Genomic DNA, 13,293 nt, shown 5'->3' with positions numbered 1-13,293 from the left:
CTAAAAAGTGGTCGATGCCAATCCGTAACTGGACGTCTGCTCTGAATCGTTTTATGATTATGTTTGATGACCGTATCAGTAAGCATTTAATCTAAATGGCAGTTACACAGAATCTGGGATGGTCTCTTCTATAGAACTTCATCAGCTTTCTTTAGCCATTTTGCAATGAAGTCTTTACCTAAAGTTAAACCTAAACCCTCGGCTTTAGCTATGATTTCTTTGTTGATATTACCGTGAGGGTTTTCTAAGTCTTGTTTGTCATAACTTGCAAGTTTAAGCAAAGTAGCTACCAATGTTGCCATAGAATTAATAGTTTTATGATGGATTGGCTCGTCATCAACCGAATGGTTTAGAATTTTGGCTTTAAATTTAATTGGTTGGTCTTTAATTTGTGCTAACTCTCTGTCAAGTTCTACGATGCGTTGAGGACGATCATTAATTTTTGGTTCAGAATTAATAAATGTTAAATTGCTACCTGCAGCCATAAAAATATCTTGGTTTACCAACTCAAGATTATTATTTTTAATCACAAATTGGTGGTTAAAGTGAGTGACTAAATTTTTAACCTCATCAATTGGCAATTGGATAGGTTTGAGTTTTTTATCTACGAGTCCAAATTGTAATGCAAGATTAGATAGCTTTTTATCAATTAGCCTACCTTCAATTGTGTAATCGTGCATAGCTAAATCTGCTATTCGTTTTTTATCTGTAAAATCAAAATCCAGTTTAGATATAAAATCCAATTCATTAAGTTGTATAGGGTCAAAATAGATATTACATATTATGTTCATAATGTGAGGCGGTAACTCTGTTAACACCTTTGTTATTAAAGGATAATCACTATTAATTTCGTAAAGAGTATTATTGACAATATTTTCAGCTCCCATTAGTTCAATAGGTTTATAACTTATATCTTCTAAGTAATAAAATTTAATCTTCTTTTGAAAATCGTGATATTGCAAGAACTCAATAGCAGAACATATAGGATATTCGGATATAGATATAAGTACGTCTAACAAGGAAGCAAGTTCCATGTGGGTATCATAACCTTTTTGAATATCAGAAAAAAAATAAGTCACAATTCACACTTCTACACACCATTAAATCAAAGTAGATATAAGACAAACCAGCCTAAAGCTATATGGATGACTGGCTTTAGATTATTCATCATGTCTTGCAAGATTTTTATTATTATTTGCTCAATCAAAACATCATACAATCACCAGTCAAATTTAGCACAAAAAAAGCCAACCATTGAAAACAATGATTGGCTTTTCTCTTTACTGCTATGTTTGGTCGGAACGGCAGGATTTGAACCTGCGACCACTACACCCCCAGTGTAGTGCGCTACCAGACTGCGCTACGCCCCGAGTGACTGACTATTTTACGCAAAATTATGTATATTGCAAGGGCTATTTATAGCAGCCAAACTCTACAATATTATTCTGCCTAGCATAGTCAGTATAATCGCTTAGCAGCCAATGTTAACCCAATAATTCTTTTAGAATTTGGTTCACTTGCTGTGGGTTAGCACTACCGCGACTGGCTTTCATGACTTGACCGACCAGACCGTTAAAGGCTTTTTCCTTACCGCCGCGATATTCTTCGACCATCGCTTCATTTTTTGCGATGACTTCTTCGACCATCGCTTTGATAGCGCCAGTATCGGTTTCTTGCTTAAGGCCTTTGTCTGTGATGATTTTATCTGCTGCATCATCGCCATCGCCGCCTTCACGCTCGTATAGAGCACTAAAGACTTTCTTAGCCAGTTTGCCAGATAGCGTGTCATCTTTGATACGCTTGAGCATGCCAGCCAACTGTTTGGCGCTGATAGGGGAGTCGATGATGTCAGTGTCATCTTTGTTCAGTGCGCCGAGTAAGTCGCCCATGACCCAGTTGCCAGCCATTTTGGCATCTTGCTGTCCGATTTCAGCCACTACATCTTCGAAATAGTCAGCAATTTGACGACTACCAGTTAAGATACGAGCGTCGTATTCTGACAGACCAAGCGCTTCTTCAAAGCGTGCGCGACGAGCGACTGGTAATTCTGGCATTGCTGCTTTGATCGCATCAACCGTATGCTGCTCGATACGGACAGGTAGCAGGTCAGGATCAGGGAAGTAGCGATAGTCGTTGGCGTCTTCTTTGGTACGCATGGTACGCGTTTCATCACGCTCTGGATCATATAGCATCGTCGCTTGTACGACTTTGCCACCATCTTCTAAGATATCGATTTGACGTTCGATTTCACGATTGATAGCACGTTCGATAAAGCGGAACGAGTTTAGGTTTTTTAGCTCAGTACGTGTACCGAGATCAGCGCCTGGCTTGCGCACAGAGACGTTACAGTCACAGCGGAATGAGCCTTCGGCCATCACTGCGTCTGAGATACCTAGCCAAGTGACTAGCTGATGGATGGCTTTGATGTAGGCAAGTGCTTCGTGAGCTGAGCGCATGTCTGGCTCAGAGACGATTTCGATTAGTGGCGTACCAGCACGGTTCAAATCCACACCCGTCATACCATCGACTGCGTCATGTACAGATTTACCCGCATCTTCTTCTAGATGCGCGCGGGTGATACCCATACGTTTAGGGTATTCGTTCTTTTCGCCTTCGTTGACCACGACATCGATATAGCCTTCACCCACGATAGGATTTGCCATCTGAGTGATTTGATAGCCTTTAGGCAAGTCAGGGTAAAAGTAGTTTTTACGGTCAAACGTATTAAACAGGCCCAGCTCAGCATTGACACCGATACCGAATTTTAATGCGCGATCGACCACACCAGCATTTAACACTGGTAATACGCCAGGTAGACCCAAATCGACGATACTTGCTTGGCTGTTTGGCTCATGACCAAAGTCAGTCGGCGCACTTGAGAAGATCTTACTTTCCGTATTTAGCTGGCAGTGAATCTCGATACCGATGACCACTTCATAGCCATCGACAAATAGCTCTTTACGCACCGCGTGTTCACGGACGGCATTGTTATCAGTAGTAGCTGTACTCATTATACCGTCTCCTTTGCGATGGTAGAGTGTTGTAGGTGATGATCAGTATGCTGCTGGAACAGATGCGCAGTCGTGAGCAGTTGACTCTCTTGCCAGTGCTTACCGATTAATTGTAAGCCAATAGGTAGGCCTTCAGTCGTCAAACCAACTGGCTGACTGAGGGCAGGTAGACCTGCTAGGTTGACCGCGATGGTATAAACGTCACCTAAATACATCGTTGCAGGATCTAGGTTGTCAGTAAGCTTGTAAGCTGCCGTCGGTGCGGTTGGGCTAGCAATCACATCACAGCTAGCAAATGCTTCATCAAAGTCTTTAACGATCAAACGGCGAATCTTCTGTGCTTTAGTATAGTAAGCATCGAAGTAGCCAGCCGATAGCGCATACGTCCCTGTCAAGATACGGCGCTGTACTTCAGGGCCAAAGCCTTCGGAGCGTGAGCGCGTGTATAGATCGATAAGGTCCGTTGGGTTTTCACAGCGATAGCCAAAACGTACGCCATCGAAGCGCGATAGGTTAGATGATGCTTCGGCAGGCGCTAGCATATAGTAAGTGGCAAGCGTGATCTCAGGATCAGTGATGTTCACTTCTACAATCGTTGCACCAAGCTCTTCATATTTCTTCAGAGCCGCACGTACTGCTTGCTCAACTTCGCTATCAAGCCCTGTACCGAAGTATTCTTTGGCTACACCAATACGAAGACCGTCAAATGGCTTATCACCAGCAGCAGCTTGGGCATCATTGATATCTTGTACGTAGTCAGGCATCTCGTATTTGATAGAAGTTGCATCGCGTGGATCATGACCAATCATTGGTTGGAGCAGATAGGCGCAATCTTTAGCGCTGCGCCCCATGCTACCTGCTTGATCTAGACTTGAAGCATAGGCAATCATACCGAAGCGCGAGACGCGACCATAAGTGGGCTTGATACCGGTTAAGCCACAAAATGAAGCAGGCTGACGAATAGAGCCACCCGTATCACTACCAGTAGCAACAGGGACAAAACCAGCGGCAACGGCAGCAGCACTACCACCTGACGAGCCACCAGGAACGCGCTCTAGGTTCCAAGGGTTTTGTACCGTACCGTAGTATGAGCTACTGTTGTCTGAGCCCATCGCAAACTCATCCATATTGAGCTTACCTAAGCTAATCATGCCAGCCTTGTCGATATTAGAGACGATAGTCGCGTCATATGGTGAGACAAAGTTATGTAGCATCTTTGAGCCACAAGTGGTCAGTACGCCCTGGGTGCAAAAGATGTCTTTATGCGCCATCGGGACACCAAGTAGCGGACGCTGATCGCCCTGAGCACGCATCTCGTCTGCTGCTTTTGCATGTGCGCGTGCTGTCTCAGAAGTATGAGTGATAAAGCTGTTAATCTTGCTATCTAGCGCATCGATACGCTTGATGTAGTGTTCGGTTAATTCTGCGCTGCTAAATTGTTTGTTTTGCAAGCCAGTAATGAGTTGCTCGGTACTTAATAAATGAAGTTCAGACATAAGGTGTCGTCCGTCAAAATGTTAATAGCATAAAATAAAATGAGATAATGGCAAATGCGTGATTGTGTTATTCAGCCACTATTATTCAATCACCTGAGGCACTAGATATAAGCCTTCTTCTACGGCAGGCGCGACTGACTGATTACGCTCACGATTGATATCATGTTTTGCCACATCAGCACGCAACTCTTGGCAAGCTTCATGGATATTGGCTAATGGCTTAATGTCTGTGGTATCAACGTTAGATAGCGTATTCATCAGTTTTAATACTTTACTGATATCATCAGCATAGCTATCGGCTGTACTTTCATCGACACCTAAGCGGGCAAGGTTGGCAACTTCTAGGATTTCTTCACGGCTGACGTTGCTGTCAGACGTTGCTGGCTGCTGAGACATAGTTTCTCCAGTTAAGGACAGTTTTTGTTAGAGTAGTTGATTACGAAAACGAAAATACATAAGCGCTAAAATAGAAACAACTAAAATACAAACAAATAGTAAGTGGGCTTATTATAAAGCATCTGACTCAAGTTTACAGAGCATGACGCTTGATTGATGCACAATCTCAACCAAGAGGCTGAATTGATAAAGACGTAATATTAAATAAGATATGGTGTCAGACAAGCCATAATGCTAATTAAGACACAATGATTTACAGAGAATTGCAAAACTGACCCCCTAATTCATCATTGTTCCTCAATTGCTCTCCAATTAGCTTCTAAAATACGTTACAGTATGCATCTGCTATTAAGCAAAACATTCATCTGCCTGTAGAGCCTTGTTAGTTATCAGATTAAATGATGTTTCATTGAGTTGAATGATATTCGCTACTATTTCAAACTTTGTAACAACTTTTGGCGTCTAAGACAAAAATCCTTACTTACTGATGCAAATATCTATGTTTTTTTTGAGCTAAATCGGTATAATTTAGCTCAGTTTTTTCATTTCATCATTATTGTTTGAATTTTGACTTGTTGGGATGATTAACTGTTGCCACAAGTAATGTTTAACGACGACCTGCTCAACACTGACGAGTAACACCTCAGTCAATCTCATTCGCCTCATTCGTAAGACGCTGGATATATTAGTCATGAACCTGTTTGGATTTTTATCAAATAATATCGCTATCGACCTCGGTACTGCGAACACCCTAATTTTTATTCCTAATAAAGGCGTCGTGCTTGACGAGCCTACGGTGGTCGCGTTACGAAGCAATCGTACTCAAAACCCGACCGTCGCCGCTGTTGGTATCGATGCCAAGCAGATGCTAGGTCGTACGCCTGCGAACATCACAGCGATTCGCCCGTTGAAAGACGGTGTGATTGCTGATTTTGAAGTGACGCAAAAAATGCTTAAGCACTTTATCGCTAAAGTAAAAGCCAAGCGTTTTATGGCACAGCCTAACGTCGTGGTTTGTGTACCATGCAAGTCTACTCTAGTTGAGCGCAAGGCGATTCGTGAGGCAGTATCATCAGCAGGTGCGAGCAAAGTACTATTGCTAGAAGAGCCGATGGCTGCGGCTATCGGTGCTGGTATGCCAGTTCATGAAGCCAGTGGTTCTATGGTTGTGGATATCGGTGGTGGTACAACTGAGATTGCTGTTATCGCACTGTCTGGTTGCGTATATGCTGAGTCGATTCGTATCGGTGGCGATATGTTTGATGAAGCGATCATCACTCATGTACGCCGTACGCATGGTTGTGTCATCGGTGAGACGACTGCTGAGCGTATCAAAAAAGAAGTCGGTTCTGCATTGAATGAAGACAGCCAACTAGAAGTAGAAGTTCGTGGTCGTAGCATGGCAGAAGGTGTGCCAAAGACCTTTACTGTCAATTCAGAAGAAGTGCAAAAAGCATTGACTGATCCATTGAGCGGTATTGTTAGCGCTGTAAAAGTAGCACTTGAGCAGACTCCGCCAGAGTTGTCATCAGATATCGCTGAGCGTGGTATTGTATTGACAGGTGGCGGCGCGCTATTACGTGACTTAGACAAACTTATCTCGCAAGAGACCGGTTTGCCAGTGACGGTAGCAGAAGACCCACTAACCTGCGTTAGTCGTGGCGGTGGTATCGCGCTTGATTTCATCAATAACAAAAGTTTAAACATGATTTTTGTTTAAGTCATCTTTATCTTTAATTGCCATATAGTCTTGGTAATATATGATGATTTATGTGAATGATGACACTATAAATATAGTCGGTTCAATATAATTTGGATACAAGAAAGCCGAGCGAAAGTAGTACAAATAGTAGGCTGAGCGAGACTGACACCGTACCCAATTTATATAAAATTGACTATATATAAAATTAAAGGTAGCCGATTGTGCTACCTTTAATTGCATTCATTTGTGCTAGAACCCAATATCCTCGATAAACACTCATGCTATAAATAAGTGCTATTGTTCATTTTAGAATCCTTAAATCAGACGACTTATGACTCCAAGTATTTTTGCGCGCCAGCCGTTATCACTTCGTAAGACTGTTATCGTATTGATAGCAGCCTTAATTTTGATGTGGTTTGATAGCAAAAACTCTGATTGGTTCAAGCCAGTACGTAGCACCAGTCATGCCGCCATGCAGCCAATCTATGAGCTGTCTCTATTACCAAGCTATGCCAAGCATTGGGCTGGTGGCAGCCTGCAGTCAAAAGAAGCACTGCGTCGCGAAAATATGCAGCTAAAGTCGCAATTGATACACGCGCATGCCAAGCTACAACAGCAAGATTATATCTTGGCGCAGAACGCACGTCTGCAAGGTATCTTATCTACCACCAAGCCTGAGCAGTTTGATCTTAATTTGGCGCAAGTCATCGGTACAGATACCAATTTGCTCAGACAGATTGTGGTGCTTAACAAAGGTGAGCAAGATGGCGTACAAGTTGGGCAAACGGTCATCGATGAAGATGGTGTATTAGGACAGATTATCAATGTCTACCCGAATACTAGCCGTCTGTTGTTGATTACAGATGAGCAGCAGTCAGTTGCGGTTACTGTCAAGCGTACCGGTCAGCGTGCTATCGTCACAGGTCAAGGCATTCCATCCTCATTAAGTCTCAATTACGTATTCAAAACATCGGATGTGCGGGTAGGTGATGAGCTAGTGTCGTCAGGATTGGGCGGTCGTATTCCGGCAGGTTATCGAGTAGGGCGTATCGCGCATGTCAAAGACGAGCAAACTGATAACTTTAGAACGATCGAAGTTACTCCAGCAGCTAACTTTATTGACAATGCCTATGTATTAATACTTCAAGACAAGCTGCTAAATGAGAATAATGCTGCTGCTATTGCTCCATAGATAATGACGTAAGCCACAGTATTAACGTTTTAAAGCTCTTTCCACTTATGGTATTCACCTTGCCAATATCCAATCAACAATATAACAGCAACTATCAAACACTCGCTAAGGTAAGTACCCATGTCGTATCCTGATTCTGAGAATGCCACGGTACTATTGATAGTTGTGATTGTTCTAAGTTTCATCGCTGCATCATCACTCAATGTCTATCCATTAAGCCCAAGCATGGCCACACTGCGTCCCATGGTCATGATCATGGTGTTGATCTATTGGTTACTGTTTCAGCCACGTTATGTTGGCATTTTTACCGCATTTACGGTTGGACTGATTGCTGATTTATTGATGGATACGCATTTAGGCCAGCAAGCGTTCGCCGCTGTTGTGGTTGCACTGGTTATCAAAATTACCAGTATCTATGTCAGACAGTTGAATACCGTTAGCGCTTGGTTAATTGCTAGTCTAGGGTTGATTGTCTTTCAGTTAAATCTATGGATACTACAGATGTTTATTCAAAACGTCTTTGTTGCTCAGTCTGCTTTGTCATTGTTTATGAGTATCATTAGCTGGCCACTCGTACTGTTTGCTTTACGCAAGTTTTCGCGTTAATGAGTCACTAGCTATAGCTGTTACTCTGATTAACAGCTTAGCTTGCTCGGCCCACAATACTGTATGACCACACACATCATAAATTTATAAATGAAGAGAATATCGATGGATATCGTTTTAGCGTCTGGCTCTCCGCGTCGTCGTGAGCTACTAGAAAGAGCGCAACTAGACTTTACTATCTTAAGTGTAGATATCGATGAGACGCCGTTGGATAATGAGTCGCCAACAGACTATATCGAACGCATGGTCGAAACCAAAGCTAATGCCGCGATACAACAGCTAAGCGACACCTCTCAAGCGGATCATGATAGCCTCACATCACCATTTATGATTTTGACTTCTGATACCATTGGCGTGCTGTCGGATGGTAAGACAGTCTTGGTCAAACCCGTCGATCGCGAGCACGCATATAGTATGTGGCAGCGTATGTCTGATAACGTCCACGAAGTATGGACTGCCGTTCAAGCGACTCAAGTACAGTTATTGACTAAAGCAGAACCAAGCAAAGCAAAACCTACACAGTGCTTGCAAATTATTAACCAGCAGCGAATCACTGAACGTACGGAAGTGACTTTTATACCACTGACGACACAGATGATGAGCGACTACTGGAATAGTGGCGAACCTGCTGATAAAGCAGGTGGATATGGCATTCAAGGACTTGGTGCTACATGGGTCAGTCGTATTAATGGCAGCTATACCAATGTCGTTGGTCTGCCACTGGCACAAACACTGGCACTAATCAAAGAAATGACAGAAGGCAGTATGGACACAGTCAACCCGTTATAATGGGATATGCACATAATGACACGGTAGGGTAATGGGCAAGAGCAAGTCGCATTTGTTACACTGTCAATCTAATAGGCGATGACCGTCTAATAAGAAAGCTGAGAGATAAGAGAAAAAACTATGTCCGAAGAGCTGCTGATTAATATTAGTCCAATGGAATCCCGTGTTGCGGTTTTAGACAATGGTATTTTGGGCGAGATTTATATTGAACGACATCACAAACTGGGGTTGGTCGGCAATATCTATCTGGGGACGGTCGTACGTGTCCTTCCTGGTATGCAGGCAGCCTTCGTAGATATTGGTCAATCACGGACCGCATTTCTACATGTCAACGATATGCAGCGTGAACCGCGCCCCGTTGCAGAAAAAAACAAAGCGGCTAAGGCCACTAAGCACGAGATAAATGAGGACGATGCGACTACCAATGCTGCTGCTGATAGCTTGGCTGTGACACCGCCTATTGTCAGTGCGCAAAGCACAGAAATAGTACCAGCGTCTAAAACATTGATTCAGCATCGCCTACATGAAAGTCAGCGTATTTTGGTACAGGTAACCAAAGATCAGTTAGGGAGCAAAGGTGCTCGTCTAACGACCAACATCTCACTACCATCACGTTATCTAGTATATTTGCCATCGAGTGATCATATTGGTATATCGCAGCGTATCGATGGTGAAGAAGAGCGTAGCCGATTAAAGACCGAACTTAGTAGCCTAATGCAGACGGTCAATCTAAAAGGTGGACTGATTGCCCGTACCGCTGCTGAGCGTGTGCCTGTCGATAAGCTAGAAGAGGACATCTATTACCTATTGCAGCTATGGCGTACTATCTGTGCTCGTCGCCAAGAGATTAATCATCATCAGAGCTCAGAGCTGATCTATCAAGAACTGTCATTACCATTACGTTCTATCCGTGACTTGGTTCACGCTGATACCGAAAAAGTCATTATTGATAATACGCAGATTTATGAGCAAGTCAGATATTTTGCCAAAGAGTTTGTTCCATTCGTCTATGACCGAATCGTGCATTATACCGCTGAGCAGTCGCTATTCGATGTACACCGTGTAGAAGATGACTTACGTGACGCACTAAAGCGCCGTGTCGATCTCAAGTCTGGCGGTTATCTGATTATCGATCAGACCGAAGCTATGACCACGATCGATGTCAATACAGGTTCTTTTGTGGGTGGTCGCTCATTAGAGGATACGGTCTATAAGACTAATCTAGAAGCCACACATGCTATCGCTCGACAGTTACGACTACGTAACCTAGGCGGCATTATTATTCTAGATTTTATCGATATGCTTGAGCAACAGCACAAAGATGACGTGCTTGAGAGCTTACAGGCGCAGCTTACTCAAGATTATGCAAAAACTAAGATTACGCAGGTTAGTGAGCTTGGCTTAGTAGAGATGACACGCAAACGCACGCGTGAATCGTTGGGTCAACAACTGTGTGAGCCGTGCTCAACTTGTCAAGGTCGCGGGTTTGTCAAAACCGCAGAGACCGTTTGCTTTGAGATTTTCCGCGAAATTATGCGCTGCGCCCGTACTTATAATTCTCCCAAAAAGTTCACAGTAGTAGCTCATGCGGCAGTCATTGATTTACTACTCACAACAGAGTCAGACACAGTGGCTGATTTAGAGTATCTACTGGGTAGGGTCATTACTTTTGATGTAGAGAATCTATATACCCAAGAGCAGTATGATATTGTTTTAGATTAATTTTATTAAAAACAAATAATAATTTTAGATGAAACTATTTGTGTGATTAGTGGCCAGTATAAGAAGGAACATCTCTAATGATACTAGAGATTGCTCTTGCAATACCTAAAATACTATGTATAATATACACCACTGAATTATATATGCGCAGCTGAATAAAAAAGCTGGCGCTATGACAGCTAGAGCATCGTTTCTAGCACTATTTCATTATGCCTTTGCTACTTTCCATTTAATAGGAGGGTTGGCGGGGCTTTAAACTATTTTGCTTTTGGCACGCTATAAGTTCGGATAAAGAACTCATTCTGGTTAAGAACAGAAGGCCGCTTTAAGTGAATATTTAACCAAACTGCTTTTGATCATGGTCTTGCGACGCAAGAATGACAAAGGCACATATTAGGAGCTTGCTGGCATGGCTAACCAGAGAATCCGTATCCGTCTTAAGTCTTTTGATCATCGTCTGATTGATCAATCTGCACAAGAGATTGTTGATACTGCAAAGCGCACCGGTGCGCAAGTTTGTGGTCCTGTACCGTTGCCGACTCGCATTGAGCGCTTCAACGTTCTAACCTCACCACACGTTAACAAAGACGCTCGTGACCAGTACGAAATCCGTACTCATAAGCGTATGGTTGATATCGTTCAGCCAACTGACAAAACTGTGGATGCGCTAATGAAATTAGATTTAGCGGCGGGTGTTGACGTTCAAATTGCTTTGGGTTAATGCACATTAAACACCCAACCCATTAATATAAGATATAAAGAGGTCTAAAATGGCGATCGGTTTAGTCGGTAAAAAGTGCGGCATGACCCGTGTCTTCACTGAAACAGGCGCATCTATCCCTGTAACAGTTGTTGAGGTCGATGCAAACCGCATTACTCAAGTAAAAAATACTGATGTAGATGGTTATCAAGCCATCCAAATTACCACAGGTACTCGTCGTGACAGCCGCGTAACAGCTGCACAAAAGGGTCACTTCGCTAAAGCTGGTGTTAAAGCTGGCCGTGGTGTTTGGGAATTCCGTGCCAACGAAAGCGATCTTGAAGGTCGTGAGATTGGCGGCGAGATTCTAGCTGACTTGTTCGAACAAGGTCAGATGGTTGATGTGACAGGACAGAGCAAAGGTAAAGGTTTCCAAGGCCCTGTTAAGCGTCACAACTTTAGTATGCAAGATGCTACTCATGGTAACTCAGTGTCTCATCGTGCGCATGGTTCAACTGGTCAAAACCAGTCACCAGGTAAAGTATTCAAAGGCAAGAAGATGGCGGGTCAGATGGGTAACAAACGTGTTACCGTTCAGGGCCTAGAAGTGATTTCGGTTGATGCCGAAAAAGGGTTACTTGTCATCAAGGGTGCTATCCCAGGTGCCACCGGTGGCGATGTTATCGTACGTCCGTCAGTCAAAGCCTAAGCAAGGGGATTAACGTGGATTTAAAAACAGTTACAGGTGCGGCGGTTGAGCTTTCTGATACGGCATTTGGTCGTGAATTCAACGAAGCACTAGTGCATCAAGTCGTCACCGCTTATTTAGCTGGTGCTCGCCAAGGTACACGCGCACAAAAAACACGTGCCGAAGTTTCTGGCGGTGGTATTAAGCCATGGCGCCAAAAAGGTACTGGTCGCGCTCGTGCGGGTTCTATTCGTAGCCCAATCTGGCGTTCAGGTGGTCGTGCATTCGCTGCAAAACCACAAGATTGGTCACAGAAAGTAAACCGTAAAATGTATCGCGGTGCGATGCAGTGCATCCTAGCAGAATTGATTCGTCAAGAGCGTCTGATTTTGGTAGATGAGTTGAGCGTTTCTGGGCCGAAAACCAAAGAACTGATTGCTAAGTTAAACGATTTGAATGCACCTCGTGCACTAATCGTTACTAAAGAAGTTGATGAAAACTTATACTTAGCTGCTCGCAACATTCCACACGTCAATGTACTTGGTACAAATGAAGTGGACCCAGTGAGCTTGATCGCATTTGATAAAGTGATCATGTCAGTTGAAGCTGCGAAACAATTTGAGGAAGCACTAGCATGAATAACGCAAGACTTTATCAGGTCTTAAGAGGGCCTGTATTCTCAGAAAAATCTCAAATGCTTGGCGACTCACTTGGTGTGCAGGTATTTAAAATTGATTCTAATGCTACTAAGCTTGAAGTCAAGAAAGCAGTTGAGTTGATGTTTGAAGGTGTTGAAGTTACTAAAGTAAACACTTTGAATGTTAAAGGTAAGACAAAGCGTTTTGGTAAAAGCATCGGCCGTCGTAACGACTACAAAAAAGCCTATGTTACCTTAAAAGCTGGTCAAGATGTACAAATGGCTGATGCTGGTGAAGAAGTAGCGAATACTACTGATTCTACTAGTGAAACAGCGAATAACGAATAAGGATTA

Annotated in this window: 14 protein-coding genes and 1 tRNA gene; 9 read left to right on the top strand and 6 right to left on the bottom strand. The window is 43.3% G+C overall.

Going from position 1 to position 13,293, the window contains the following annotated elements:
• Positions 1-128: 128 nt before the first annotated feature.
• From JMX63_RS10675 to JMX63_RS14630, 6 genes are all read right to left on the bottom strand, one after another.
• Positions 129-1,034 carry a hypothetical protein gene (locus JMX63_RS10675; RefSeq protein WP_102091145.1) on the bottom strand — a complete coding sequence of 302 codons (906 nt, stop codon included), beginning with the start codon at positions 1,032-1,034 and terminating at the stop codon, positions 129-131.
• A 259-nt stretch (positions 1,035-1,293) separates the two neighbouring features.
• Positions 1,294-1,370: transfer RNA gene (locus JMX63_RS10670), tRNA-Pro, on the bottom strand.
• A 114-nt stretch (positions 1,371-1,484) separates the two neighbouring features.
• Positions 1,485-3,011 (bottom strand): Asp-tRNA(Asn)/Glu-tRNA(Gln) amidotransferase subunit GatB, encoded by a 1,527-nt coding sequence (gene gatB / locus JMX63_RS10665; protein WP_201572282.1) that lies wholly within the window; start codon positions 3,009-3,011, stop codon positions 1,485-1,487.
• Positions 3,011-4,507, bottom strand: a complete 1,497-nt coding sequence (gatA, locus tag JMX63_RS10660) for an Asp-tRNA(Asn)/Glu-tRNA(Gln) amidotransferase subunit GatA (RefSeq protein ID WP_134292650.1) — start codon at positions 4,505-4,507, stop codon at positions 3,011-3,013. The genes gatB and gatA overlap by 1 nt, the downstream gene beginning before the upstream one ends.
• 81 nt (positions 4,508-4,588) lie before the next feature.
• Entirely contained in the window at positions 4,589-4,903 is a 315-nt protein-coding gene (gatC, locus tag JMX63_RS10655; protein WP_057758683.1) for an Asp-tRNA(Asn)/Glu-tRNA(Gln) amidotransferase subunit GatC, read from the bottom strand.
• A gap of 528 nt (positions 4,904-5,431) precedes the next feature.
• Positions 5,432-5,560, bottom strand: coding sequence for a hypothetical protein (locus tag JMX63_RS14630; RefSeq protein ID WP_265089099.1), 129 nt, complete (start codon positions 5,558-5,560; stop codon positions 5,432-5,434).
• Between the two features lie 25 nt (positions 5,561-5,585).
• On the opposite strand from JMX63_RS14630, the gene JMX63_RS10650 reads away from it, so the two are divergent.
• From JMX63_RS10650 to rplW, 9 genes are all read left to right on the top strand, one after another.
• Positions 5,586-6,623, top strand: a complete 1,038-nt coding sequence (locus JMX63_RS10650) for a rod shape-determining protein (RefSeq protein WP_057758685.1) — start codon at positions 5,586-5,588, stop codon at positions 6,621-6,623.
• A 313-nt stretch (positions 6,624-6,936) separates the two neighbouring features.
• Complete coding sequence (gene mreC, locus JMX63_RS10645; protein WP_102077941.1) at positions 6,937-7,797, top strand: rod shape-determining protein MreC; 861 nt, start codon at positions 6,937-6,939, stop codon at positions 7,795-7,797.
• Between the two features lie 120 nt (positions 7,798-7,917).
• The gene (gene mreD / locus JMX63_RS10640) at positions 7,918-8,403 is read left to right on the top strand and encodes a rod shape-determining protein MreD (RefSeq protein WP_057758689.1); all 486 of its coding nucleotides are present in this window, start codon (positions 7,918-7,920) and stop codon (positions 8,401-8,403) included.
• A 105-nt stretch (positions 8,404-8,508) separates the two neighbouring features.
• Positions 8,509-9,192 carry a Maf family protein gene (locus JMX63_RS10635; RefSeq protein ID WP_201572280.1) on the top strand — a complete coding sequence of 228 codons (684 nt, stop codon included), beginning with the start codon at positions 8,509-8,511 and terminating at the stop codon, positions 9,190-9,192.
• Between the two features lie 120 nt (positions 9,193-9,312).
• Complete coding sequence (locus JMX63_RS10630) at positions 9,313-10,914, top strand: Rne/Rng family ribonuclease (RefSeq protein WP_201572278.1); 1,602 nt, start codon at positions 9,313-9,315, stop codon at positions 10,912-10,914.
• Positions 10,915-11,323: 409 nt separating this feature from the next.
• On the top strand, positions 11,324-11,635 hold the full coding sequence (gene rpsJ, locus JMX63_RS10625) for a 30S ribosomal protein S10 (RefSeq protein WP_010196670.1): 312 nt from the start codon (positions 11,324-11,326) through the stop codon (positions 11,633-11,635).
• A 49-nt stretch (positions 11,636-11,684) separates the two neighbouring features.
• Complete coding sequence (rplC, locus tag JMX63_RS10620; protein ID WP_057758696.1) at positions 11,685-12,323, top strand: 50S ribosomal protein L3; 639 nt, start codon at positions 11,685-11,687, stop codon at positions 12,321-12,323.
• A 14-nt stretch (positions 12,324-12,337) separates the two neighbouring features.
• Entirely contained in the window at positions 12,338-12,940 is a 603-nt protein-coding gene (rplD, locus tag JMX63_RS10615; protein ID WP_201572276.1) for a 50S ribosomal protein L4, read from the top strand.
• The gene (gene rplW, locus JMX63_RS10610) at positions 12,937-13,287 is read left to right on the top strand and encodes a 50S ribosomal protein L23 (RefSeq protein ID WP_057758700.1); all 351 of its coding nucleotides are present in this window, start codon (positions 12,937-12,939) and stop codon (positions 13,285-13,287) included. Before rplD ends, rplW begins: the two co-directional genes overlap by 4 nt.
• Positions 13,288-13,293 lie beyond the last annotated feature (6 nt).

This window comes from Psychrobacter nivimaris, from assembly GCF_904846365.1.
Taxonomy (GTDB): Bacteria; Pseudomonadota; Gammaproteobacteria; order Pseudomonadales; family Moraxellaceae; genus Psychrobacter; species Psychrobacter nivimaris_B.
The sequence above is the reverse complement of the archived record's forward strand: the minus strand, read 5'-3'. Positions and strand labels throughout refer to the sequence as shown.

Bases quoted from the DNA above. Each gene is read 5' to 3' on its own strand.
- mreD (WP_057758689.1), top strand. From the start codon at position 7,918: ATGTCGTATCCTGATTCTGAGAATGCCACGGTACTATTGATAGTTGTG.
- JMX63_RS10675 (WP_102091145.1), bottom strand. From the start codon at position 1,034: ATGGAACTTGCTTCCTTGTTAGACGTACTTATATCTATATCCGAATAT.
- rplW (WP_057758700.1), top strand. From the start codon at position 12,937: ATGAATAACGCAAGACTTTATCAGGTCTTAAGAGGGCCTGTATTCTCA.
- rpsJ (WP_010196670.1), top strand. From the start codon at position 11,324: ATGGCTAACCAGAGAATCCGTATCCGTCTTAAGTCTTTTGATCATCGT.
- JMX63_RS14630 (WP_265089099.1), bottom strand. From the start codon at position 5,560: ATGAGATTGACTGAGGTGTTACTCGTCAGTGTTGAGCAGGTCGTCGTT.
- JMX63_RS10635 (WP_201572280.1), top strand. From the start codon at position 8,509: ATGGATATCGTTTTAGCGTCTGGCTCTCCGCGTCGTCGTGAGCTACTA.
- gatA (WP_134292650.1), bottom strand. From the start codon at position 4,507: ATGTCTGAACTTCATTTATTAAGTACCGAGCAACTCATTACTGGCTTG.
- mreC (WP_102077941.1), top strand. From the start codon at position 6,937: ATGACTCCAAGTATTTTTGCGCGCCAGCCGTTATCACTTCGTAAGACT.
- gatB (WP_201572282.1), bottom strand. From the start codon at position 3,011: ATGAGTACAGCTACTACTGATAACAATGCCGTCCGTGAACACGCGGTG.
- gatC (WP_057758683.1), bottom strand. From the start codon at position 4,903: ATGTCTCAGCAGCCAGCAACGTCTGACAGCAACGTCAGCCGTGAAGAA.
- JMX63_RS10630 (WP_201572278.1), top strand. From the start codon at position 9,313: ATGTCCGAAGAGCTGCTGATTAATATTAGTCCAATGGAATCCCGTGTT.
- rplC (WP_057758696.1), top strand. From the start codon at position 11,685: ATGGCGATCGGTTTAGTCGGTAAAAAGTGCGGCATGACCCGTGTCTTC.